This is a genomic window from Corynebacterium sp. KPL2895 (assembly GCF_040225815.1).
GTDB classification, from domain to species: Bacteria; Actinomycetota; Actinomycetes; order Mycobacteriales; family Mycobacteriaceae; genus Corynebacterium; species Corynebacterium rhinophilum.
Genome location: NZ_JBEHFY010000018.1, coordinates 20,045 through 41,599 on the forward strand (window position 1 = coordinate 20,045; position 21,555 = coordinate 41,599).

The 21,555-nt window shown below is 59.0% G+C and carries 25 protein-coding genes and 1 pseudogene; 17 read left to right on the forward strand and 9 right to left on the reverse strand.

Features of this window, described 5'->3' with window-relative positions:
- Window positions 1–13 precede the first annotated feature (13 nt).
- Both ABRP95_RS08725 and ABRP95_RS08730 read left to right on the forward strand, forming a co-directional pair.
- The gene (locus ABRP95_RS08725; RefSeq protein WP_349839238.1) at window positions 14–1,063 is read left to right on the forward strand and encodes a septum formation family protein; all 1,050 of its coding nucleotides are present in this window, start codon (window positions 14–16) and stop codon (window positions 1,061–1,063) included.
- Window positions 1,064–1,411, forward strand: a complete 348-nt coding sequence (locus ABRP95_RS08730; protein WP_349839239.1) for a metallopeptidase family protein — start codon at window positions 1,064–1,066, stop codon at window positions 1,409–1,411.
- Here the strand turns inward: ABRP95_RS08730 and ABRP95_RS08735 are convergent.
- On the reverse strand, window positions 1,408–2,061 hold the full coding sequence (locus ABRP95_RS08735) for a histidine phosphatase family protein (RefSeq protein WP_349839240.1): 654 nt from the start codon (window positions 2,059–2,061) through the stop codon (window positions 1,408–1,410). The genes ABRP95_RS08730 and ABRP95_RS08735 overlap by 4 nt on opposite strands.
- Before the next feature lie 9 nt (window positions 2,062–2,070).
- Complete coding sequence (gene pheA / locus ABRP95_RS08740) at window positions 2,071–2,979, reverse strand: prephenate dehydratase (protein ID WP_349839241.1); 909 nt, start codon at window positions 2,977–2,979, stop codon at window positions 2,071–2,073.
- A gap of 33 nt (window positions 2,980–3,012) precedes the next feature.
- Here pheA and ABRP95_RS08745 point away from each other — a divergent pair, with 33 nt between their 5' ends.
- The 9 genes and pseudogenes from ABRP95_RS08745 (at window position 3,013) to ABRP95_RS08785 (ending at window position 8,490) form a co-directional block, all read left to right on the forward strand.
- On the forward strand, window positions 3,013–4,149 hold the full coding sequence (locus tag ABRP95_RS08745) for an amidase (RefSeq protein WP_349839242.1): 1,137 nt from the start codon (window positions 3,013–3,015) through the stop codon (window positions 4,147–4,149).
- Complete coding sequence (locus ABRP95_RS08750; RefSeq protein ID WP_349839243.1) at window positions 4,146–4,856, forward strand: CPBP family intramembrane glutamic endopeptidase; 711 nt, start codon at window positions 4,146–4,148, stop codon at window positions 4,854–4,856. Before ABRP95_RS08745 ends, ABRP95_RS08750 begins: the two co-directional genes overlap by 4 nt.
- Window positions 4,857–4,915: 59 nt before the next feature.
- Window positions 4,916–6,211 (forward strand): LCP family protein, encoded by a 1,296-nt coding sequence (locus tag ABRP95_RS08755; RefSeq protein ID WP_349839244.1) that lies wholly within the window; start codon window positions 4,916–4,918, stop codon window positions 6,209–6,211.
- Between the two features lie 267 nt (window positions 6,212–6,478).
- A pseudogene (locus ABRP95_RS08760) lies at window positions 6,479–6,613 on the forward strand (IS256 family transposase); the annotation flags it as partial.
- Window positions 6,614–6,666: 53 nt separating this feature from the next.
- Window positions 6,667–6,843 (forward strand): transposase, encoded by a 177-nt coding sequence (locus tag ABRP95_RS08765; protein ID WP_349839245.1) that lies wholly within the window; start codon window positions 6,667–6,669, stop codon window positions 6,841–6,843.
- 257 nt (window positions 6,844–7,100) lie between these two features.
- On the forward strand, window positions 7,101–7,271 hold the full coding sequence (locus ABRP95_RS08770; RefSeq protein WP_284783606.1) for a helix-turn-helix domain-containing protein: 171 nt from the start codon (window positions 7,101–7,103) through the stop codon (window positions 7,269–7,271).
- 28 nt (window positions 7,272–7,299) lie between these two features.
- Window positions 7,300–7,674 carry a hypothetical protein gene (locus tag ABRP95_RS08775; protein ID WP_284771178.1) on the forward strand — a complete coding sequence of 125 codons (375 nt, stop codon included), beginning with the start codon at window positions 7,300–7,302 and terminating at the stop codon, window positions 7,672–7,674.
- Between the two features lie 229 nt (window positions 7,675–7,903).
- Window positions 7,904–8,140 carry a helix-turn-helix domain-containing protein gene (locus ABRP95_RS08780; protein WP_284785694.1) on the forward strand — a complete coding sequence of 79 codons (237 nt, stop codon included), beginning with the start codon at window positions 7,904–7,906 and terminating at the stop codon, window positions 8,138–8,140.
- Window positions 8,128–8,490, forward strand: a complete 363-nt coding sequence (locus ABRP95_RS08785) for a DDE-type integrase/transposase/recombinase (RefSeq protein ID WP_349838651.1) — start codon at window positions 8,128–8,130, stop codon at window positions 8,488–8,490. Before ABRP95_RS08780 ends, ABRP95_RS08785 begins: the two co-directional genes overlap by 13 nt.
- Window positions 8,491–8,961: 471 nt before the next feature.
- Here ABRP95_RS08785 and ABRP95_RS08790 read toward each other — a convergent pair whose 3' ends face one another.
- The 4 genes from ABRP95_RS08790 to ABRP95_RS08805 form a co-directional block, all read right to left on the reverse strand.
- Window positions 8,962–9,465, reverse strand: a complete 504-nt coding sequence (locus ABRP95_RS08790; RefSeq protein ID WP_284771231.1) for a hypothetical protein — start codon at window positions 9,463–9,465, stop codon at window positions 8,962–8,964.
- 349 nt (window positions 9,466–9,814) lie between these two features.
- The gene (locus tag ABRP95_RS08795) at window positions 9,815–10,735 is read right to left on the reverse strand and encodes a DUF5926 family protein (protein ID WP_005279695.1); all 921 of its coding nucleotides are present in this window, start codon (window positions 10,733–10,735) and stop codon (window positions 9,815–9,817) included.
- Window positions 10,736–10,755: 20 nt separating this feature from the next.
- Window positions 10,756–11,460 (reverse strand): glycerophosphodiester phosphodiesterase family protein, encoded by a 705-nt coding sequence (locus ABRP95_RS08800; RefSeq protein ID WP_284783621.1) that lies wholly within the window; start codon window positions 11,458–11,460, stop codon window positions 10,756–10,758.
- Window positions 11,460–12,407 carry an L-lactate dehydrogenase gene (locus ABRP95_RS08805; RefSeq protein ID WP_284771233.1) on the reverse strand — a complete coding sequence of 316 codons (948 nt, stop codon included), beginning with the start codon at window positions 12,405–12,407 and terminating at the stop codon, window positions 11,460–11,462. Before ABRP95_RS08805 ends, ABRP95_RS08800 begins: the two co-directional genes overlap by 1 nt.
- A gap of 87 nt (window positions 12,408–12,494) precedes the next feature.
- Here ABRP95_RS08805 and ABRP95_RS08810 point away from each other — a divergent pair, with 87 nt between their 5' ends.
- Window positions 12,495–14,237, forward strand: a complete 1,743-nt coding sequence (locus tag ABRP95_RS08810) for an alpha/beta-hydrolase family protein (protein WP_349839246.1) — start codon at window positions 12,495–12,497, stop codon at window positions 14,235–14,237.
- Here the strand turns inward: ABRP95_RS08810 and msrA are convergent.
- Window positions 14,234–14,881 carry a peptide-methionine (S)-S-oxide reductase MsrA gene (gene msrA, locus ABRP95_RS08815; RefSeq protein ID WP_349839248.1) on the reverse strand — a complete coding sequence of 216 codons (648 nt, stop codon included), beginning with the start codon at window positions 14,879–14,881 and terminating at the stop codon, window positions 14,234–14,236. The two genes, ABRP95_RS08810 and msrA, sit on opposite strands and share 4 nt — an antisense overlap.
- A gap of 163 nt (window positions 14,882–15,044) precedes the next feature.
- On the opposite strand from msrA, the gene ABRP95_RS08820 reads away from it, so the two are divergent.
- The 3 genes from ABRP95_RS08820 to ABRP95_RS08830 all read left to right on the forward strand — a co-directional run bounded on the left by ABRP95_RS08820 (window position 15,045) and on the right by ABRP95_RS08830 (window position 18,233).
- Window positions 15,045–15,647, forward strand: coding sequence for a superoxide dismutase (locus ABRP95_RS08820; protein WP_284771236.1), 603 nt, complete (start codon window positions 15,045–15,047; stop codon window positions 15,645–15,647).
- Between the two features lie 125 nt (window positions 15,648–15,772).
- A complete protein-coding gene (locus ABRP95_RS08825; RefSeq protein ID WP_284771237.1) occupies window positions 15,773–16,924 on the forward strand; it encodes an MFS transporter in 1,152 nt (383 codons plus the stop codon).
- A gap of 10 nt (window positions 16,925–16,934) precedes the next feature.
- Window positions 16,935–18,233 (forward strand): copper oxidase, encoded by a 1,299-nt coding sequence (locus ABRP95_RS08830; RefSeq protein WP_284771238.1) that lies wholly within the window; start codon window positions 16,935–16,937, stop codon window positions 18,231–18,233.
- Here ABRP95_RS08830 and ABRP95_RS08835 read toward each other — a convergent pair.
- The gene (locus ABRP95_RS08835; RefSeq protein ID WP_284783613.1) at window positions 18,230–19,663 is read right to left on the reverse strand and encodes a TM0106 family RecB-like putative nuclease; all 1,434 of its coding nucleotides are present in this window, start codon (window positions 19,661–19,663) and stop codon (window positions 18,230–18,232) included. The genes ABRP95_RS08830 and ABRP95_RS08835 overlap by 4 nt on opposite strands.
- Window positions 19,664–19,731: 68 nt before the next feature.
- Between ABRP95_RS08835 and ABRP95_RS08840 the strand changes: the two genes are divergently transcribed.
- Window positions 19,732–20,364 (forward strand): DUF6474 family protein, encoded by a 633-nt coding sequence (locus ABRP95_RS08840; protein WP_284771240.1) that lies wholly within the window; start codon window positions 19,732–19,734, stop codon window positions 20,362–20,364.
- A 200-nt stretch (window positions 20,365–20,564) separates the two neighbouring features.
- Window positions 20,565–20,876, forward strand: coding sequence for a histone-like nucleoid-structuring protein Lsr2 (locus ABRP95_RS08845; protein ID WP_284771241.1), 312 nt, complete (start codon window positions 20,565–20,567; stop codon window positions 20,874–20,876).
- Window positions 20,877–20,880: 4 nt separating this feature from the next.
- Here ABRP95_RS08845 and ABRP95_RS08850 read toward each other — a convergent pair whose 3' ends face one another.
- Window positions 20,881–21,519 carry a response regulator gene (locus ABRP95_RS08850; protein ID WP_023018163.1) on the reverse strand — a complete coding sequence of 213 codons (639 nt, stop codon included), beginning with the start codon at window positions 21,517–21,519 and terminating at the stop codon, window positions 20,881–20,883.
- Between the last annotated feature and the right edge of the window lie 36 nt (window positions 21,520–21,555).

Here is a 21,555-nt window from a genome sequence, read left to right on the forward strand (position 1 = left end):
AAGGGGTAAGATAATGGGCCTTATGAAGAAATCACCTGCGTGGCGCTCCGCTGTGGCCGTCCAGATTGCCTTGATCTCAGCAATCGCGGCGGCCGTTTTCATGGGCATCTACGGCATTGCCAGCAACCACGGCTCCAACGGGGCCGATAATACGGCCTCTTCTGAGCAGTCCTCTGAGCGCGGTGCGGATGGCTCGGGATCTTCCGATTCCAAAACGGAGCCTTTTACCTCCGCTTCCGCCGGATCCTGCGTGACGTGGGATATCAACGAGGATGGTTCTGCCGCTTCCTTCAAGGAGGTGGAATGCTCCGAGCAACACCGCTTCGAGGTCTCCACAGTGGAGGATCTCAGCGTCTACCCCACCAGTGAATTCGGCCCGGATGCCTCGCGGCCCGCGCTTACCCGCCAGCACCAGCTGCGCGATGAGCTCTGTGAATCCGCCACGGTGAGCTACCTGCACAGCAAGTGGGATCCGCACGGCAAATACGATATTGCCTCCATCCTGCCGCCGGAATCCGCGTGGAATAACGGTGACCGCACCCTGCTGTGTGGCCTACAAACCACCGATGATCACGGCGTACCACAGTTGACCACCGGCAATGTCGAGGCCTCCGAGCAGGCCAATCTGGCTAAGCCGGGCGAGTGCTTGGCCATCGATGATCAGCAGGTACCGCGCGTCGTGGACTGCGGCCAGCCACACCAGTTGGAGACAGTATCCGTCATCGACTTGGGCAAGAAATTCCCCGACGCGTACCCGGATGGCAAGGAGATGGATAAATTCCTCTCGGATACCTGCACGGCCGCCGCCGAGGACTACCTGGGTGGGGAGGAGCAGCTCTACCAATCCACGTTGCAGCCGTTCTGGGGAACCGTGTCTGAAGAGTCCTGGAATGGCGGTACCAAGTCCGTGAACTGCTCGCTCGTCCACGCCCGCGATGATGGCGGCTTTTCCTCCATCACTGGCACCGCCACCGGTGGCCGCCAAGCGCTATCCATCGATGGCAACCCGCCGGAGGAGCGCCCAGAGCGCAACCCGATTCGCGATAATAAGCCGGCACCGTAAATGTATTCCGTTTCGGAAGAGCGCTTCGAGGAGATGGTCAATGACGCCCTCGATCAGGTGCCCGATGAATTCGTGCGCAAGATGCGCAACCTAGTGATCATGGTGGAAGAGGAAAACCCCGATGATCCCACCTTGCTGGGGCTCTATGAGGGCGTGGCCCTGCCCCAGCGCACCTTTGACCACACCGGGTATTTGCCCGATGCGATCTTCATCTACCGCAACACTCTGCAGCGGTGGGCAACGTCAGAAGAGGACTTGGCCGAGCAGGTCAAGGTCACGGTCTTCCACGAGCTAGGCCATTACTTTGGCATGGAAGAACACGAACTGCACCAGCTGGGCTGGGGTTAGAGATCGATATCGGCCCAGCGGGTAAGCGTCCATTCGCCGAATTTCTTGCCACGCGGCTCCATCACGGTAAAGCGGCAATTGGGCATATAGCCGGTATAGGCAAAGTCCGCATCCGCGCCGGTGGCGTGCTTGGTTACTACCCGGATGGCGGCGCCGTGGCTGACGAGGATGACATCGCGGTCATCGGCAAGCTGCGCCGCGATCTCTTCCAACGCGGGCTGGAAACGCGAAAGCACGTCCTGGAGCCGCTCGCCGCCTTCCATGGCGGCCTGGCTATCGCCATAGCACCAGCCGCGCATGGCCGTATCGTGGCTGCGGTGGGCGGCCTCGCTGGCATCGAGCTCCCAATCGCCGGCGAAAATCTCCTGCACATTCGGGATGACATCGATGGGAATGGAAAAGCGTGGCAGGCCCCGCTCCTGTTCAAAAGCGCGCGCCGCCAAGGTGGCGGTCTGCTGCGCCCGCAGCGCAATCGAGCACTTGAATTCGACCTCGCGCTCGCCCACAAAACCCGCTAGCTCCCGGCCCACCTTCGTGGCCTGGTTGCGCCCCAGATCCGTAAGCTCCGCGCCCGGCGGCCGGGTATCAAGCAGCCGGGAGACGTTGGAATGGGTTTGGCCATGGCGCAGCAGGATGATTCTTCCAGTCATGCGTCCAGATTATTGACCCCTGCGCGCCCTCGCCACCCAGGCATCCGCCTCTGCCAGGTCCCGCGGTGGGTGGCCGGCGGGCGTCGCGGTGGGCCAGGAGCCCAAAAAGCGCAGTTCCTCCGCCCGCAACCACACCGCGCGCAGGGCCTCAGCAACCGGCTGGTCATCAATATGCCCAATCAAGTCCACATAGAAGCGGTAGTTACCAAAGGTTTGGCGCGTCGGCCGTGACTCAATCCGGGAGAGATCCACCCCACGGTAGGCAAAATCTTGCAGGGCCCCCACCAGGGTTCCCGGCTGGTTGGGCAGGGTGAAAATGACGCTGGTGCGGTCCTGGCCGGTGCACGCGGTCGGGCGCCCCGGCAGGCCCACCAACACGAAGCGGGTGGCCGCGCCCTGCACGTCAGCCACGCCGCTGGCCCTGGTTTCTAGGCCGAAGATTTCGGCCGCCCGCGCTGGCGCCGCCGCAGCGTCGACCTCCCCGCGCGCTACGGCCTGCGCCGCCGCCGCATTCGAACTAGCCGGCACGAATTCCACGCCCGGTGCGTTCTCTGCTACCCAGCCGCGGATTTGTTGGAAGGCCACAGGGTGCGTGCTCAGGCGCGTGATGTCTTTCGTTCCCGGCCTTGTCATGATGCTGAAGGTAACGGGGATATCTACCTCGCGGTAAATCTGTACGGGATCGCCTTCTACCAGTGCATCAAAGGTCGTCGTCACCGCACCATCCACGGAGTTTTCTATGGCGACGCAGGCATAATCGGCCTGCCCGGCGCGCACGGCCGCCACCGCCGCTGATGGCGAGTCCACCGGCAGGGTCTCTACGGTCTCCCCGCGCGCTTCCCACTCGGCGGCGAATTTGTGCACGGCGGCCTCCGTGAACGTACCGGCGGGGCCTAAGAAAGCGATGGTTGTAGTCATGCCCGTCACCTTAGCCCACTAGACTGGTGCGCCATGGACTTTTCCATAGAACGACTCCGCGCAGAGGTGCGGGGCATGGGCCCCGCAGAGCACGGTTTTAACTACCTGGATCTGCAGCGCACCCCCGCCCGCACCGGCCGGCTGCGCGGGTGGGTCCTATCTGCAAAGGATCTCAACGATGTCGCGGGCATGCCCACCACTTTGGGCAATGCCAAGCGCACGTACTATCCCGCGGTCAGCGAGCCGTTCATCGCGACATTGGAAAAGCAGGGCGCGACGTTCATTGGCAAGTCCTCCACCCCGGAGTTGGGCTTGCGCGTCGATACGGAGCCTGTGGATCTTCCCCACCCCGATAATCCCCTTTATCGAGGCCGCACCCCGGGCGGTTCTTCTGGCGGCGCGGCCGTCCAGGTAGCCCGCGGCCTCGTGCGCGCGGCCCAGGCCAGCGATGGCGGCGGTTCCATTCGCGTTCCCGCGGCGGCCTGCGGAGTCGTGGGCTTTAAGCCTGCGGGCAGCAGCCTCGGCACGGAGGGGTTTATTACGCGCACCGTGGCCGATAATGCGCTCCTGCACGGCCACCGCATGATCACCCCGCGCGCCCGCATTGGGCTCTTGCTGGAGCCGCTTTTTGCCACGACCCGGGTGGAGGCCCACCACCTGCGGGCGGCGCGCGAGGCCGCAGATCGGCTGCGCACCGCGGGGTTCGAGGTCGTCCCCATTGCGCCGTATCCGCAGGCAGGGGCCACGTTTGCGCACTTCCGCGAGATCTTTACCTCCCGGTTTGTGGGGCTGCCGCAGGCCGAGGGCTACGCGGCTTGGGTGGCCCAGCAAGGTGCTACCGTATCCGCCGCCGAGCTAAGCGCCGCGCAGCGCCATGTCCGCCACCTCCCGGAGCTCTTGGCGCAGCAGTGGCGGGTCGATGCCATTATCACGCCCATGCTCACCGCGGATCCCCCGCCGCGGGGGCATTTCCTGTCCCTTCCGCACGCGGAGAATTTCGACGCCCAAACGCGCTGGTCCCCGTGGGCCTCGCTGTTTAATATGGCCCAATTGCCCGCCATCTCCGTTCCTTGGGCCATCCCTGCGCACCCGCCCGTCGGCGTGCATGTGGGAGGCATTACGCTTTCCAATGCCCAACTTTTAGGCCTCGCCCACATCCTGCACCCATGACCAAGAACCTCCGCGCCGAGCTACTCATCGTCCTGACCCTGACCTTTGGTATTTCCGGGGTCCGGGCAGTGCTGCGGCTTATCAATTCACTGGCCGCCCCGCAGTCGCTCAATGAGCAATCCGTCACACTCAACTCCAGCCAATCCAGCCTGGCGTGGGTGGATTTGGGCCTGCAATTGTGCTCGGCGGCGGTCCTTTTTGCCTATGGTGCGCTAGCACTTTTCCTGCTGGCACAAGACCACATTAAACCGGCCGCCTACCGCGCCTCTGATTGGTTGCACGGCGCGGGACTCGCCGCGCTCATCGGCATCCCAGGCCTCGTTTTGTATTTCGCCGCGGTGCAATTTGGCTGGAGCAAAGAAGTCATCCCCGGTGACTTCGACAATGCGTGGTTAGAAATCCCGGTATCCCTTATCAAGGCCGCCGCCAATGCCTTTGCAGAAGAGACCGTGGTGGTCATGTGGCTGATGACCAGGCTGCGCCAGGCGCGCTGGTCGCTGCCGGCCGCCTTGGCGGCAAGTTCCATCCTGCGCGGTTCATACCACCTGTACCAGGGGGTATCGGCCGGCTTTGGCAATATCATCATGGGCATAATCTACGGCTACTACTATCACCGCACCGGCCGCGTGTGGCCGCTTGTCATCGCGCACTTTCTTATCGATGCCATCGCTTTCCTCGGCTATTCCTTCGGCCTTTCTGTACTTTAAGTGTGGCTTGCTCGCGGAGAAAGCGGGGGAATTGGCCGGCGCCTTGTAAGGTATAGCGCATGACTGAATCAGGACGAGATCCGCATCGGGAGGCGCGCCGCGCTGGCGATAGCTCATCCAGTGAGTTCGTCCTTGGGGCCGATGGCCGTCCCCTCAAGGACCGCTACGGTCGGCCCATTCGCCGCCGGCCGCGCACGAATCGTGCCGAGCCGCAGCAGCACATCCCACGCCAGGAAACTCCTACCCGCTACCCCAGCCAGTACCGAGCCCAGCAGCAGCGTTCCGCGCAGCAACCACCACAGCGGCCACAACAGCCACAGCAACGGCCGCCACGGCGACCACAACGATCGCAGCCGCAATCGCCGCAGCAGTTGCAACAGCGCTACCAGCCACAGCAAGCGCAGCAACCGCCCCGCCACCAGTCCAAGCCACACAGTCGCCGGAAAAAGACCAATCCAGTCAAACGATTCTTTGGCTGCGCCGGCATCTTTGTCCTCTTCGTCGTGGTGTGCAGCCTTATCTTCGCGCTGTGGGCCGATACGCGCCTGACCCGCGTGGATGCCCTCCCGGATGAGCAGGTGGCCAATACCTCTGGCACCAATTGGCTGTTGGTGGGATCCGATTCCCGCCAGGGCCTGTCCGAAGAGGAGCAACAAGCGCTCGGCACCGGTGGCGATGTGGGCGAGGGACGCACCGATACCATCATGCTCCTGCATATCCCGCGCTCCGGCCAAGCCCAACTGGTCTCCATTCCGCGCGATAGCTACGTGGAAGTACCCGGCTTCGGCATGGATAAGATCAACGCCGCTTTTGCCTACGGCGGACCAAAGCTCCTAGCACAAACCGTGGAGGGCAATACTGGCCTGCACATTGACCACTATGCCGAAATTGGCATGGGTGGTTTGGCCAATGTGGTCGATTCCGTCGGCGGCGTCGATATCTGCGTGCCAGAGCCCATCAATGACCCGCTGGCGGGCATCGATCTGCAGGAAGGCTGCCAGAAGCTAGAGGGCAGCGATGCGCTGGGTTATGTGCGCACCCGCGCCACCGCGATGGGCGATCTCGACCGCGTGCAGCGCCAGCGCGAGTTCTTCGCGGCGCTCCTAGATAAGATCACGTCCCCGGCCACGCTAATTAACCCCTTCCGGTCTATTTCCCTGATTAACCACACCGCCTCCTCTTTCATCGTGGGCGATGGCGACCACGTATGGCACCTGGCCCGCGTGGCGCTCGCGATGGGCTCCGGCGTGGATACGGAAACCGTCCCCATCGGCGGGTTCCAGGACACCGTCGTGGGCAATGTCGTGCTCTGGGACGATGAAGGCGCTCAACAACTCTGGGACTCCATGAAATAACTAGGCACACTTGTGGCAGTGCCCTACTGCAAAAATCCGTTAACCATTCCTACGCGACTGAACTCATCCGTACCTAGAAGCGGGATGACGATTTTCAGACGGAAGTCGTGGCGTTCATGTGGGTGTCACGGTGGAACGCGGCTACGCTCCACCAAAGCTTGAGATACCGAATCCTGGGCTCAGGTCCCCGTGCTGGCCAACTTATTGTGCGAAAATATCTAATGGTTTGTGTGTAGGTTCCCAACCTACATAAGGAGTTAAGCCAGTATGACTAGTGTGGCACGACGAGATCCGGCTGATAAGGCCAAGATTGATGCGATTGAAAAGAAGCTTCTTGCTAACCCTGAAATCGCGAAACTTGATTATGAGCTAGGCACTTCCACCACGGATGCCAATGAGGTTACCCTCGTTTAGTGGACACCCGATTGGTGCGGATCTTGTGTCCGTAAGAGAGGATGTTCATTGTGAGTCAACAACGCCAGAAGTACACACCTGAGTATCGACGTGAAGCCGCGAACCTGGTAATCGAGTCAGAACGCCCGATTGCTCATGTGGCTAAGGAGATTGGTGTCACACCTGGTCTTTTAGGTCGGTGGGTGAAAAATGAGCGTCAACGCCTAAGGATCCTCTGATGGGCTAAGCCAAGCGGATCTTCGTGCTGAGAATGCTCGTCTGCGTCGTGAGCTGGCAGAAGCCAAGATGGATAACGAGTTTTTGTCACAAGCGACAGCCTTCTTCGCTTTAAGGCAACGCGATCAGAAAAGTTCGAATTGATGCAGCCAGAGCGAGGCGAATTTCAGTATCAAGCGCATGGCACGCCTTTTGAAGGTGTCTCGGTCTGGATACTACACATGGGCCCATATGCAGCAGCAACGTTTATCCGGTAAAGATGATCGGACATCTTTTTACGATGATGTTGATAGCAAGATTCACCAGATCTGAAAAAGACTCCGACGAGGTCTATGGTGCCCCGCGGATTACCGCAGAACTCGCCGAGCGCTACCAGATCAGTGTGAATCGCAAGACTGTGGCCAAGCGGATGCGCCTGATGGGGCATTGAAGGGATGTCACCGCGTGCTTTTGTGCCCGTGACAACGATCCAAGCCAAGCGTAAATCTACTTTTGATGACCTGGTCAAGCGCATGTGTGATACCGGTGAGCTCAACCGGGTGTGGATGTCAGATATTATGGACCTGGCCCCTGTTTGGTGGACACCTGATATCCGGCCCAGTCGGGTTGGCAAGATTGGTAATCTGCCACCATGTCCAGGTATTCCGAACAGTTCAAACGCGATGCCGTGGCCCTCCATAAGGAACAATGAGGGCCTCTCGCTGAACTCAGCATTAGCCGAACTCGGCATCAACCGAGCTTCGCTGCATTCTTGGGTCAAAAAGTACGGCACCGGCAAACGTGCCCGCATTAAAGCCGTGCATGATAAAGCCCAAGCGGCGAATGATTCGTGAGACGGATCCGCCAGCTAGAGAAAGAAAACGCAAAACTGCGCGAAGAACGCGACATCCTGCGCAAGGCCGCGAAGTATTTTGCTTAAAGCAACTCACGGGAGTTCTGCTTCCAGTGTGGCTATGACCCCCGAACCAAGTACTCGGCTTATGCGGATGTGTAATGTGTTAAAGCTGAATCGTTCCTCGTTTTATAAGTGGGTCCAAACCCGTAAAAAGCGCAGGATAAGAGATGTATTCTGATGCCCTTATTGGTGCAAAAATCAAGGCCACTTTTGATGATGAGCACGGGCTTTATGGTGTTAAACGCATCGCCGCAAGCCTGAACGAGGACACGGCGTATGCCCCGGTCAACCACAAGAAGGTCGCACGAGTTATGAAAAGCCATGGGACTTCAATGGCTTTACAAAACGGCGTCGATGCATCACCACCAGGCGCAAACCTGGTCACCGTGTCATGCCAGATTTAGTAGGCCGTACATTCACAGCCAACGAGCCGAACCGTGTGTATGTACGCGATATTACCTACCTGCCGTGCAGGGGAGGCAAGAACATGTATGTGGCTACAGTCATTGACACCTATTCACGCAAACGTGCAGGTTATGCACTCGCAGACCACATGCGTGTCTTATTGGTCATCGATGCTCTAGCCCACGCACACGGTGTGCGTGGCAGTCTTGATGAGGCCATTTTTCATTCCGATCACGGCAGCGTGTACACCTCACAGGCCTTTAGGAACTATTGCTCGTCGTTGGGTGTGCGCCAGTCCATGACAGCGGTAGGAACTAGTGCTGATAGAAGCCCTGGCAGAGTCGTTTAACGCTACTTGAAAGCGGGAAGTGCTGCGTGATCGGAAGGTCTTTGACAATCCGATCTCCTGCCGTCAGGAAGGAGCGTGTCAAGTTGTTTGTGTGTGGGGTTGGATTATAGGTATTTGTCGAAGCAGTCGGGGAAGGCTACGGCCAGGTTCCAGATACACCACACTAATGGACGCAACCGGGGCACTTCACTTCTTCCGTCTCTCGATGAGTAAAGATCCCATTACAGATACAGCAAAAGCATAAACCGTGACAGCAATGAGCTCACCGATTGAAGAGGCTTGGGAACCGTCCTTGACTATTAGTGCCAGAATAATAAGAGCTGGAATGGCCCAAAATACCGCCACAGTAGCAGCGATACGTGATCGTCCCGGTTCCTCAGGCGTGCGAATAGCTGCTAACCCCGCACAGATTGAAAAACCTAGCACGAATAGCACAAAAATTGGCCAGCTATGCATATACGGTAGTCCTTTTTATTTCTTGCGAACGTGGTCCAAGTAGAACTTAACTGTAGCGTTCATAATTTTCTGCTTCACACTTGTGGGGACTAAGCTCCAAGCACCTTTACCGATCGTGCCACCTGCACAGCTAAAGATAGCGTTTTTGACATAGTCGCCGCCACCTTCCCCACGATTCACAAGGTCCACCAAAAGAGAAGTCGGAATACTGGATAAAGCACCAGACGCACACCAGGCAACCGCTGAAATGGCTACGCCAGCGATCACCGGAAGAGCGCGTTCCCCATTATTTGCGTCTACCTGCGCCCTATTAAATTCTTTAATCGCTTCGGAGCCGAGGTAGTCATGAATCTCCTCGATCTGCTCTTGCGTTGGAGCGGGACCGGTCGTAGTGTATTCCGTTTGACTTTCCATAAAAGCACTCTTCGACAATGGTGCTGCCTGTGCAACAGTCATTAAAGTTGTAGGCAAAGAGAGCGCCAGACAAAACGCGGCCGCACGAGTTTTCAAACGCGACATCGTACTCCCAAAAAATTGACTTCAGATACGCGCATAAATATACAGCTCGAAGCAGATAATGCAACAGGGAGACTGAAGTGTCCCAGCTTTTGTTCCGTTTGAGTGGCTGGGAAAACTGGGACACTTTACTTATCGATGCATACCCCCTCCTGACCGGTTGCGCTCATGGAATTTGCTCACCTGCAAGAGGCCGATCGTGGTTACTACCGCCGGAAAAACATCAGCCCCACACAAAAACCCACTTCCCCTTGTACTACTAAATCCGAGGTAGCCACAGCGGCAAGACGCACAAAAGCGGCCCTTTCCTCCTTATCTTTTTGAGGTAAAGGGCCGCTTTGGTGTGGTGCGTTTAGCGCAACGTCACCTGGCGGGACTTGATGTTTTCTAGCTGCTTGCGCTCTTCTGCGTTCAATTGCGCGTCATTGGAGATTTCTTCTTCCAAGGCCTTATCTACGCCCGCGAGCTTGTCCTCATAAGAAGAGTAATCAACCTCGGGCTGCACGTCAAAGACGGGAGCGATGAGTCCGTGGGTGCGGAAGACTCCGGCGAACTTGGTGTCCTCGCCCAGGTTCAGCTCGCCGCGCGCGGCGACTCGCGCCAGGGCGTTGAGGAATGCGGCCTCATCGTCGTTCGGGCGCACCCAGCGCACGTGCGCTTTGCCGCCGCCGGCATTGGCCCAAAAGGCGGTACCGGTAATGTCCTTGCCCACCTGGTGGGATTCGATGACCGAGTCATTGGCGGCGCGCATGGACTGCGATACCTCAGGGGTGACCTGCGCGCCTTCCGGAATCCACCAGCTGAAGTCCTGGTGAACTTCGATGTCGAGGGTGGTTGCGGCATCGATAAGCTCACTAAGCTCTGGCTGCGAACCATCGGCCGCGGTCGATTCCAAGGTAGAGCCTGGCTCGTTGTTCTTTACCCAGTTCAGGGCGAAGGCCAGATCCCGGCCGGGGTTATGAGTGTGGGACTGCACCTGCAGTGCCACAAAAGCATCGCCGCCGAATTCCTCATCGCGGATCAGCGCCGCGGTGGCGCCCGGGAGGACGGTAGAGACGTAGACGTTCCTATCGCAGCCCTTCACGTCGAGCTTCGCAAAAGCGGAGGGCACGAACTCTTGCATGGCAACGAGGGAAGCCTCCGCCGCAAGGCCGCTATAGGGGCGTGGGTCCTTTTCTAGGGCGGCGCGCTCTTTGGCGCGGGCAGCAAGCTTCGCCTGACGGCGGGACATGCCCTCAGGCAGGTCTTCTTGTTTCTTTTTCTTCTTGGCCATGCCTCCAAGATACCTGCTTTCTACAGCTCAATAGCGCGCAGGGCCACCTCCGGCTGATTGGTGGCAAGCATGTCCACGCCATTGGACCAGGCCCACTTCATGTCCTCCGGCTTATCAACGGTCCACATATACGTGGGCAAACCCTGCGCACCGATAATGGCCGCCTGCATCTTGGCGCGCAGCAGGGAAACCCCCAGGGCGCTCGGCCGCGACCACATGAAATCCGAGCGATTGAAATGGCGTTCCCAATCTCGGCGCAGGTAAATGCGGTCAATATGCGGTGCCAAAATTTTCATGCGCCGGATGGCCTTATGGGAAAAGGAAATAACGTGAAGGCGCGGATCCTCATCAAGCCCGGCGGCGCGCAGTCGTTCCATGACCCGCTTTTCCAAGGCGCTACCTTGCCCAGAGGGGTGCTTGGTTTCAATATAAAGGTGGTGAGGCTTGTCCTCCAGCATGGCCAAGAGGTCATCGAGAAGCATCATGCGCTGCCCCTTGCCGATGTCGACCTCGCTCAGCTCCCGCCAGTCCATCGCCGAAACTCGCCCGGCGCGCCCCGTCGTTCGCTCCAAGGTGGGATCGTGCTGGACTACCACCTTGCCGTCGCGGCTTAACCGCACATCGCACTCCACGCCATGGATAGGAAGCTCCATGGCCTTTTCAAAAGCTAAGGGGGATAGCTCCGGGTATTTTCCGGAATATCCCCTATGCGCGACGATGTGCACTAGCCAAAGAACTTTTCTTTGATGTCATTGAGCGTCTTTGCAGAAGCGTCGAAGCGCTCCTTTTCGTGCTCGTTGAGCTGCAGTTCTACTGGGCGCACGATGCCGGTGCGGTTCACGATGGCCGCGGTGCCGATGTAGAGGTCCTCCACGCCGTACTCGCCCTGCAGGTAAGCAGAGACGGGAAGCGCCACGTCCTGGTTCTGGATGATCGCGGCGGTAATGCGTGCAAGCCCCATGCCGATGCCGTAGGAGGTCGAGCCCTTTGCATCGATAATGGAGTAGGCGGCGTCGCGGGTTTCTTCAAAGATCTTTTCAATGCGCTCGGCGTATTCCGGATCCTTTTCCAGCTTCTGCGAAAGCGGCACACCGGCAACATTCGCGGTGGAGACGGCCGGTAGCTCAGAATCGCCGTGCTCACCAATGATGTAAGCGTGTACGGACTTCGGTGCCACGCCTTCCAATTCACCCAGCATGTAGCGGAAGCGCGCGGAGTCCAGAATCGTACCGGAGCCGATGACCCGCTTGTGGTCAAAGCCGGAGGCCTTCCATACCGCGTAGGTCAGGATATCGACCGGGTTGGAGGCGACTAGGAAGATGCCGTCGAAGTCATTAGCAATGACATCCGCGACGATGCTGTTCATGATCTTGACGTTCTTATCCACCAGGTCAAGGCGGGTTTCACTGGGCTTTTGGGCAGCGCCGGCACAGATGACGACCATGTCAGCGTCCGCGCAATCCGCGTAGGTGCCCTTGGTGACGCGGGTGCGCTGTGGCGACCAGACTACGCCGTGGTTGAGGTCCATGACATTGCCTTCCAGCTTCCGCTCATCGATGTCGATGATGGCCAGGTGGTCGACGATGCTCTGGTTGACCAGTGCGTAGGCGTAAGCGACTCCCACGTCACCCGCGCCAATGAGAACGACTTTATTTCCTACATGCTTTGCCATAACCCCATTGTGCAACGCTTAGCGGGGTTTTGCATGCGGATTGTTTCACACTGCGCAACGGAACATGTTCTGGGATAATGGGCAACCATGAAACGCGCCTTCAGCCGCGCTGCACTAATTTCTCTTGGCGTAGTCGCGGATCTCACGCCCGTCGTCCGCATGACCAGCCGACAAACGTTGCCGCCTCATATGTCGGCCGGGATTTTAGGCGCAGAGCTGGCCACGTGGGCCGCGGTATCCCCGTCCCTGCTGCCCCGCCCGTGGTGGGTAACGGCGGCAAATGTATCTATCGGGCAGGCCATCGGGCACCTCGGGGCGGCCTCGACGAGCTTTGTGCTCAACCGGCTGGGCAAACGCCCGCAAGACCGTTTGGGCCCGCAGCACCGCCAAATCTTGCACTTAGCTATTGGCGCCGGCACCGCCTTCAACGCGGCGCTCTCGCTGCGCAACCAGGAAAAGCAGGCGGGTCTGGTCAATAAGCAATTGGTTCGCGGTCCGGCTACCGCGGCCATCGGCCTAGCCGCCGGCACCGCCGGATACGGCGCCCTGCTCTTGGTAGGCGAGGCCGCACAACTAACCGTGACCAAGTTATCGCGTCAATTGGGTCGCTGGGTTCCAGCACTCGTGGCCTGGCCGGTCGTCACCGCAGGTCTAACCTTGGCCGCGGTGGGGCTATCGGACCGCGTGGTATTCCGTCGCTGGATCCGTTCGCTCTCCCACAAGGCACAGCGCTTAAACAAGCAAATCTTTCCCGGTACGTCGATGCCCTGGGAGCCGGAGCGCTCCGGCAGCCCATGGTCACTTGAACCTTGGTCCGCGCTGGGGCAACAAGGGCGGCGTTTTGTCTCTAACGGTCCGCGCGCCCGCGATATTCGCACCGTCACCGGCGCTCCCGCCAAAGAACCCATCCGCATTTATGCCGGCTATATCCCAGGGCGCTCCTTTGCCCAAGCGGCGAAGAAGGTGCGCTCAGAATTGCAGCGCACCGGTGCGCTGCGCCGGGATACCATCGTCATTCAGATGCCCGCGGGATCCGGGTGGATCAATAATTGGGGCGCGAGCTCCTATGAGTTTTTAACTGCCGGTGATTGCGTCACCGTCACCATGCAGTATTCCTACCTGCCCTCGGTTTTTGCCTACCTCGTGGATAAAAACGCGCCCAAGCGCGCCGCGGCCGAGCTCATTTCCGTGGTGCAAGAAGAAATTGACAAGCTCCCAGAAGAAGACCGCCCGCGTCTCTACCTTGCGGGAGAATCCTTGGGCGCCTACGCCATTATGGAAAACTTCCAGAACAAGGAAGAACTTCTCGCCGCCTGCAGCGGCGCGGTCTTTTCTGGCCCGCCGCGGATGACGCGCTTTACCCAGCGCCTGCGCCGCGATATCGGCTCGCTCGAGCGACTTCCCGTCATCGATGGCGGACAACACGTCCGCTTTGTTGCCCAACCGGAGCACTCGCGCCGCGATGCCTTTGGCAACGATTTTTCCTCGAGCTGGCGCCGGCCCCGCGTGCTCATTGCCCAGCATGCCTCCGATGCCATCGTGTGGTGGGACCTAAACCTAATGTTCCGCCGCCCCACCTGGATGCACGAACCCCAACCGGAAACACTCCGAGCGGATACGCTCCGCCACCTGCGCTGGGCGCCGTTTATTACTTGGTGGCAGATTGGCCTAGACCAGATCAACTCCCTAAACGTCCCAGGCGGCCACGGGCATAATTATTTTCAGGAGATGCTCTGGTACTGGAACGAGGTCCTAGGCTCCCAATCGCGCCTGAACCTCACTCCAAAATTAGCCGGAAAAATCGCCGGATTTATCCGCCTCGACGCCTAATCGCACTTCACACCAGTGCTGTGGTGCGGGCAGTACCCGTTCGGCACCTTGTGCAGGTACTGCTGGTGCTCGTCTTCGGCCAGGTAGTACTCGCCAGAGTCCGTATCAGCTAAGCGTTTTACTTCGGTCGTGGTTTCCCCAAAACCAAATTCTTTGAGTTTATTCGCGTAGCTATCCACGATTTTTTGGATCTCTTCCCGCTCTTCTTCGGTACGGGGATAAAACGCGGAACGGTACTGCGTGCCCACGTCATTTCCCTGGCGGAAGCCCTGCGTCGGATCGTGGGCTTCCAGGGCCTTCACCACGAGCTCGCGCAAGGAGATCTTCTCTGGGTCGTAGGTAACTTCCACGGTTTCTGCATGGTTTGTTTGCCCGCGGCAGACCTCATAATACGTGGGGTTCGGGGTGGTGCCGCCGGCGTAGCCCACAGATGTGGACTCGACGCCATCGGTCTCCCAAAACATCTTTTCCGCACCCCAGAAACAGCCCAGGGCAATCAAAATCGATTTCTGGCCGTCCTTCCACGGGCCGGTAATTGGGGTATTCAGCACCGCGTGCGGGGCTGGGTCCAAGACCGGCTCGCTGCGGCCCGGCAAGGCATCTTCCGCAGCCACCATCTTCGGTTCTGGTTTAAACATCCACATCAGTTAAAGCTCCTTTCTCCATTTCCCTAATAACGTTGTACTGGGCAAATAGATTCCCGGGCCACTAAATATTCGCTGTAATTGCAGATTTCAAATTAATCATGGCGAAATCTTTCGATCGTGCCTATCATCGGGACACGTACCCGAAGAAAGGATTACACAAATGGCTGTTTACGAACTTCCTGACCTCCCATACGCATACGATGCACTGGAGCCACACATCTCCGCAGAGATTATGGAGCTCCACCACGACAAGCACCACGCAACCTACGTGAAGGGTGCTAACGCTGCCCTCGAGGCACTGGAAGAGGAGCGCAACGGCGAGGCTAACCCAGACCGTATCCGCGCCCTGTCCAAGAACTTGGCATTCAACTTGGGTGGCCACACCAACCACTCCATCTTCTGGAAGAACCTGTCCCCGAACGGTGGCGGCCAGCCCACCGGCGAGCTGGCAGAGGCTATCGACCGCGACTTCGGTTCCTTCGAGAAGTTCCAGGCACACTTCGCTGGTGCCGCTACCTCCCTGCAGGGTTCCGGCTGGGCAGTGTTGGGTTACGACCACATCGCTGACCGCCTGATCATCGAGCAGCTCACCGACCAGCAGGGCAACGTTTCCGTTGACTTCACCCCGCTGCTCATGCTCGATATGTGGGAGCACGCTTACTACCTGCAGTACAAGAACGTGAAGGCTGACTACGTCAAGGCCGCATGGAACGTCTTCAACTGGGACGACGTTGCAGAGCGTTTCGCTGCAGCTAAGAAGTAACGTTTAACTTAGTTACTTTCTGCCGCCTTTCCTTACTGGAAGGGCGGCATTTTTATGTTTGCGCTAACCCCATCAAGGGTGTGGCGCAATTTACACCGCCGCCTGTGAGGAGAATGCTGGTATGCATGACCAGAAACCGGCGCGCCACCATCGCCATGCTCCTTTTGGGCTTGGCGGTGTTTTCTAGCCTCTATACCACCCAAGCAATTTTGCCCACGTTGGTAACGGATATGGGCATCTCACACACTGAGGCGGCCATGACCGTGTCGGCCGCCACCGGCGCGTTAGCCATCTGCGTGGTTCCGGCGTCCATCCTTTCTGAGCGCTATGGGCGCGGGCGAATCCTCCTCATTTCTGCCATCGCCGCCACCATCCTGGGCCTCGTGGTGCCCCTAGCCCAAGAGGGCTGGCAGCTCATTGCCCTGCGCGGGCTGCAGGGCGCGATGTTATCTGGTGCTCCGGCGACGGCCATGGCCTGGCTATCAGAAGAGCTCGAGGATCATGCTTTGCCTAAGGCGATGGGCCTTTATATTGCCGGTAATTCCGTGGGCGGGCTCACCGGCCGCATTATTCCCGCTGGCTTGGTGGAGTTTTCCTCATGGCGCTGGGCGATGCTCGGTTCCGCCGTGGTCTCCCTGGCCTTTGCCATCACCTGCTGGCTCCTCCTGCCCGCCCAGCGGAATTTTCACCCCAAGCCAATTCATTTCCGCTCCGAGCTGAGCGCGGTCTTTGGGCACTGGGCAAATAAGGATCTTGCCACACTATTTATCGTTGCCTTTTTATCCATGGGCACGTTCGTGTCCATGTATAACTTCCTCACCTTCCGCCTGACTGGGGATTTTGGCCTGTCGCCGGCGCTGGCTGGTTTTACCTTCCTGTTTTATCTCTCTGGCACGTGGTCCTCGGCTCGGGCGGGCACGCTGGTCGCGCGCATTGGGCACGGAAAAACGATGGTCGGTTCCGCCGCGCTCTTTACCGTGGGCATTATCCTCTGCGCCGGCAACCTGGCAATGACGCTTATTGGCATGGTGTGCCTGACCATCGGTTTCTTCGCGGTGCACTCCACCGCATCTGGCTGGGTGGGGCAACTGGCCACCCACGACCGCGCCGAGGCGTCCTCAATGTACGTTTTCTGCTATTACCTGGGCTCATCCATCGTGGGCGCCTTGGCAGGCGTGCTTTTCGATGCCCTCACCTGGCACCAATTCATCGCCTGCTTCGCCGCCTTCGCACTCGCTCTCACGGGGTTGACTTGGACCAAGGTTAAATCCGACTAAACTCGGTTTTATGCCTCAAGATAAGTGGTCGAGCCGCACCTGGCACCGCAAAGCCTCACGCCCCGTGTCCATCTGGATGATGGTCTTCATCGTGGTGGGCGCAGCACACATTTTCGTGCCCAATTATCGCTGGGTACTAATCCACCTCTTCACGTTGGGCCTAGTCACCAACAGCATCCTGGTGTGGTCGCAGCACCTCACGGAAAAATTCGTGCAACAAAAACTGCCGGATTCCGCCCGCCCCAAACAGCTCGCGCGCATCTATATCCTCAATATCGGCATCATCATCGCCGTCGCGGGCCAAATCCTCGTGCAATTCTGGGCTCACCACTGGATACTGACCCAGATCGGTGCCACGCTTATCGCGCTTACCGTTTTATGGCACGCGGTGGCCTTGTTTACCCAGTGGCGCTCCGCTAAGGATAAGCGCTTCCGCCCAGTTGTCGGCGCCTATGTACTATCCGCGCTGTGCCTGCCGGTAGGTGCAGTCTTCGGCGCAATCCTGGCCATTCACCCGGGCGATCCGCAGTTGCTCTTGGCCCATATCGCCGCCAATATCGGCGGTTTCATCGGCCTTGCCGCGGCAGGTTCGTTGACCATTCTCTTTCCCACCATCTGGCGCACGCAGGGCACCAATGAGCGCATGTCCTCCTCGTTCCTGCTACTTACCCTGGGCGTGGTGGCAACGACGATCGGCGCGTTCCTGAACTTCCCGCAGCTCGGGCTGATTATCTATTGCATCGGCTGGATCTTGAGCCTGCAGCAGTGGCTCGGCAATGTCATCGACGTCGCCCGCGCACCGCGCGACCGCGTTAACTTTGCCTCCGTCTCGGTGCTGATGGCCGCGCTCTGGCTGGTGCTTTCCCTGACGTACTACACCACGCAGCACTTCCTCGTGGCAGAACCAGGGCTTCCCACGCTCGGCCTCGTGGTGGGCTTTGCGGCGCAGCTGCTCATCGGAGTCATGAGTTATCTTCTTCCCACCACCATGGGCGGCGGCCCCGGCGCGGTCCGCGCAGGACTGCAAGAGCTGGATCGGTGGGGCCTATTGCGCGCCACATTCGTCAATGGCGGCCTGCTTATCTGGATCGCCACGGATATCTCCGTGCTCAAGGTAGTGGCCTCGCTGTTATGCATCGGCTCTTTGGCGGTCTACCCCATATTCATCGCCCGCGCGGTCAAGGCCCAAAAGCAGGTGTTGATGAAAAAGGCGGAAGGTCCCGAGCCAAAAACCACCGCGGACTGGAACCAAATCTATATCGGCATTGGCATCCTGCTGTTCATATATGTCTTTATTGCCGCGCTCTAGAGCTCCGGGATTCCCGGCGCGCCGTCGCTCATCCACTCACGCACTATCCGGGTGGCGTGCACATCGCCGGCGTTATAGTCCAAGAGGCGCTGCCGGACGCTCATGTCGCCGGCCAGGGCCTCCCGGCGCGCGTTCACGGATTCCTCGCCATCAAAGTCCTCGTCCGGCCACCGGAATCCCGCCACTGGGGCCACCACTTTGAGCCCCAGCCCAAAGGGCCCCGCGAAGGATCTCTTCACGTAGGCAAACATATCCACCCACTCCGGGGAAGAGATAAAGTCTTCTACGTCCCGTTCATCTACCTCCCGGAAGCGCTGCGCGGAACGGCGCATCCAGTGGTTCTCGCCGTGGGCGGAATAGCAATAAGCGGCAAAGGTCTTGCCCTCCGCATGCGCTGTATCGCGCAACCGCATCAACCACCGCCAAAATTCGGCGAAGATCTCCGCCTCAGCGCGCCCGCCTAGCGGCTCCCAGGTCACGAAGGGGTGGTACTCGCCCTCGAACCACGCGCCCCACAGGTAAGCGCCCTGGTCCATGTAGGCTTCCATGTCCACATCCACCTCGACATCCGCGCGCGGCACCGCTGTATCCCCGCGGCGCAACAGCGTCTGACCGGAGCGCCACGCGGCCGCGAGGCGGGAGGGCTCGCCCGCATTGGCATCGATAAGCGCCTGCACCGTGGTAATGCCGCGCTCGCGAAAGGGGCGGGCGAGATCGCCCGGTAAGAAAAGGGAAATATCGTCCGCCGCCACCAGCTCTTGCTCGCACAGGGGCCAGAACCTACAACTCGCGCATTCCTTGACCCGCACCGGCGCGGTGGGAAGCGGCTTATCCCAAGCGCGCTGCACGTCAAACTTCGCCGTCTCCGTGAAAAAGGCCTGCTGGCGGTCCTGCCCGATGGCACCGCCGCGCCCAGAGTTCAGGCCCATGTCTTCCAAGGCCTGGGCGGCGAGCGCCAAACGATACCCATCGACGGCATGGTGGCGGGACTTATACGGAACCTCCATAGGCTCGCTCAGCCCAAGGCGATGGGTGGGCACGGCAAGCGTGGTTTTCTTTGGGTTCTTGCGCGCGACGCGGTGGTTGCTCACAATAATGGGGGTATAGGAGCTGCCCTCTCGGAGTAGCAATTCCACGTGTACTTTCCACTTTTCGGTGGCAAAGACCGCATTGGTGATGTGGGTATAGCCGGAGGCAATGGCCTCCAGCGTGGCCATGGCGCGTTCCCAATCATCGCCTTCTAGATCGATGCGCCGGAAACGGCCAGGGGCTTTGCGCGGGAATAATTCCATGACCGCGTCTACGGCGGCGCTGTGGCGTTCGGCCCTAGCGATCGAGGATCGGGTGCGCGGAATCTCCGGGTGGGCGCGCCGCTGCACCAAGCGATAGCGGCACCCAACGAGATCCGAAGCTACAACGACATCCTCCACACCGGGTGAGCTTAATAGAACAGCAAGGTAATGTTGAATCCAGACTCGATCAAACGTAAGGGAAAATAATGAGTATCCTCAAGAAATTGAAAAAGGCTCGCCAAGAAGCGCGTGCGCAGGCCAAGGCGGCAAAGGCGCGCGCCAAGGCTGAGGTAAAGGCCCAGTCGAAGGATCGTCGCCGCCAACAAAAGCTCCTTGCCAAGCAAGAAAAGCACCTTGTTAAGGCCGAAGAAAAGGGCCTCAAAAAGCGCCGGAAGCACGAACAAAAAATGGCGGAAAAAGAACTGGAAAAGTTGCGCGAGGGCCACTTTAATTCTGGCAAGGTCAAGCGCTATGCAGGCGCATTGCGCACCGCCGCCCCGCTGTTGCTTCCCCTCGTTTATCGCGCATTTGTGGGCCTTAAGTCCGAAAAAGAAAAGCGCAAGGCTCACAAGGCAGGCGTGAGTTCCGCGGAAATGGCCTCTTTTTCTGGCTATGGCGCCCCGCTCAAGGCCCGCACCGCCGGCATCCGTAATTCCCTCAAGGATGTAGATCTGCCCGCCGGCTTCAAGCGCGACGTGCGCGAGCGCCTCGAGGAGGTTGATTCCGCGATCGATAACGCCGAATTCATGACGGAGCAGCAGCGCCGCCGTGCACATAAGACCATTAGCGGAGAGATCGATTCCGTTACTGCGGAGATTCAACAGCGCCTGGGCGCTTAATTTCTCTTTTTCTTTCTACCAATCGCCGTTCACCTTTCTTTAAGGTGGCGGCGATATTTTTTACGCGAGCGCCAATAAGTAAATTTTTATTGTCTATTAATTTCCACACTGGTAGAATTGAATTAAAGTTAATTCAGATTCCAAATGCCGGTATTAGGCAAACATATCGACGCAATAAACCATGAAACCATGGAGGTACTATGGCACGCCGCGAAATCACGCAATTTTATGATGACCTAGATAATAAACTCATTGGTGAGGATGAATTAGAAGTAGTTCGCTTCAGCGTCAACGGACGTAGCTACCTCATGGATCTATCTCGCGACAATGCTCGCCGCTTCCACGAGGCAATCGCTCCCTTTGTCGAGGCCGCACATGCCGCCCCCGATGCCGAGTCCCCACAGGTCGATCCCCGCAAGGTCCGCGAATGGGCAAAAAAGCAGGGCCATGACGTAGCGCGCCGCGGCAAAATCCCCCAAGACATTATCGACGCCTACAACGCCGCCCACTAGACGTTCAAAGCACGCCCTGTTCCCTAGCGGCCGCCACCGCGGACGTGCGGGAGCGCACACCCAATTTGTCATAAATGTGCACCAGGTGGGACTTCACCGTGGCCTCAGAAAGCATGAGGTCGTGGCCAATTTGCCGGTTCGAGGCCCCCGCCGCCACCAGTTGCAAAACCTCTAGCTCGCGCGGGGTCAGCGAGGTGCGGGGCGTGCGGACTCGGGTCATGAGGCGATCGGCCACGATGGGCGAGAGCGCCGAGTCCCCCTCCGCCGTCGAATGGACGGCATCCAAAAGCTCCTGCGGTGGAGCGTCTTTTAGGAGGTAGCCCACCGCGCCTGCTTCGATAGCGCCGAGGATATCCGCATCGGTGTCGTAATTGGTGATGACCAACACCTTGGGCGGCGTGCTCATGGAAGAACGAATCTGCGCGGTGGCTTCGACGCCACCCATAACGCGCGTTCCCTCCAGGCCCGCCCCGAAGCGCAGGTCCATGAGGATGACATCGATACCGCCTGCTTGTGCCGCAGACACAGCGGCCTCCGCCGTCGCTACCTCGCCCACGACGTCGATATCTTCGGCACCTTCAAGCACCGAACGCAGCCCCAGCCGCACAATCTCGTGGTCATCTGCCAAAAGGACCCGAATCACGACATCCCTCCTATCGATGTTTTTCTCAACCAAAAG

Bases quoted from the DNA above. Each gene is read 5' to 3' on its own strand.
- ABRP95_RS08745 (WP_349839242.1), top strand. From the start codon at position 3,013: ATGGACTTTTCCATAGAACGACTCCGCGCAGAGGTGCGGGGCATGGGC.
- ABRP95_RS08785 (WP_349838651.1), top strand. From the start codon at position 8,128: ATGCCAGATTTAGTAGGCCGTACATTCACAGCCAACGAGCCGAACCGT.
- ABRP95_RS08810 (WP_349839246.1), top strand. From the start codon at position 12,495: ATGAAACGCGCCTTCAGCCGCGCTGCACTAATTTCTCTTGGCGTAGTC.
- pheA (WP_349839241.1), bottom strand. From the start codon at position 2,979: ATGACTACAACCATCGCTTTCTTAGGCCCCGCCGGTACGTTCACGGAG.
- ABRP95_RS08790 (WP_284771231.1), bottom strand. From the start codon at position 9,465: ATGTCGCGTTTGAAAACTCGTGCGGCCGCGTTTTGTCTGGCGCTCTCT.
- ABRP95_RS08805 (WP_284771233.1), bottom strand. From the start codon at position 12,407: ATGGCAAAGCATGTAGGAAATAAAGTCGTTCTCATTGGCGCGGGTGAC.
- ABRP95_RS08780 (WP_284785694.1), top strand. From the start codon at position 7,904: ATGTATTCTGATGCCCTTATTGGTGCAAAAATCAAGGCCACTTTTGAT.
- ABRP95_RS08830 (WP_284771238.1), top strand. From the start codon at position 16,935: ATGCCTCAAGATAAGTGGTCGAGCCGCACCTGGCACCGCAAAGCCTCA.
- ABRP95_RS08730 (WP_349839239.1), top strand. From the start codon at position 1,064: ATGTATTCCGTTTCGGAAGAGCGCTTCGAGGAGATGGTCAATGACGCC.
- ABRP95_RS08755 (WP_349839244.1), top strand. From the start codon at position 4,916: ATGACTGAATCAGGACGAGATCCGCATCGGGAGGCGCGCCGCGCTGGC.
- ABRP95_RS08750 (WP_349839243.1), top strand. From the start codon at position 4,146: ATGACCAAGAACCTCCGCGCCGAGCTACTCATCGTCCTGACCCTGACC.
- ABRP95_RS08820 (WP_284771236.1), top strand. From the start codon at position 15,045: ATGGCTGTTTACGAACTTCCTGACCTCCCATACGCATACGATGCACTG.
- ABRP95_RS08725 (WP_349839238.1), top strand. From the start codon at position 14: ATGGGCCTTATGAAGAAATCACCTGCGTGGCGCTCCGCTGTGGCCGTC.
- msrA (WP_349839248.1), bottom strand. From the start codon at position 14,881: ATGTGGATGTTTAAACCAGAACCGAAGATGGTGGCTGCGGAAGATGCC.
- ABRP95_RS08770 (WP_284783606.1), top strand. From the start codon at position 7,101: ATGATCGGACATCTTTTTACGATGATGTTGATAGCAAGATTCACCAGA.
- ABRP95_RS08845 (WP_284771241.1), top strand. From the start codon at position 20,565: ATGGCACGCCGCGAAATCACGCAATTTTATGATGACCTAGATAATAAA.
- ABRP95_RS08765 (WP_349839245.1), top strand. From the start codon at position 6,667: ATGTTCATTGTGAGTCAACAACGCCAGAAGTACACACCTGAGTATCGA.
- ABRP95_RS08825 (WP_284771237.1), top strand. From the start codon at position 15,773: ATGACCAGAAACCGGCGCGCCACCATCGCCATGCTCCTTTTGGGCTTG.
- ABRP95_RS08840 (WP_284771240.1), top strand. From the start codon at position 19,732: ATGAGTATCCTCAAGAAATTGAAAAAGGCTCGCCAAGAAGCGCGTGCG.
- ABRP95_RS08795 (WP_005279695.1), bottom strand. From the start codon at position 10,735: ATGGCCAAGAAGAAAAAGAAACAAGAAGACCTGCCTGAGGGCATGTCC.
- ABRP95_RS08735 (WP_349839240.1), bottom strand. From the start codon at position 2,061: ATGACTGGAAGAATCATCCTGCTGCGCCATGGCCAAACCCATTCCAAC.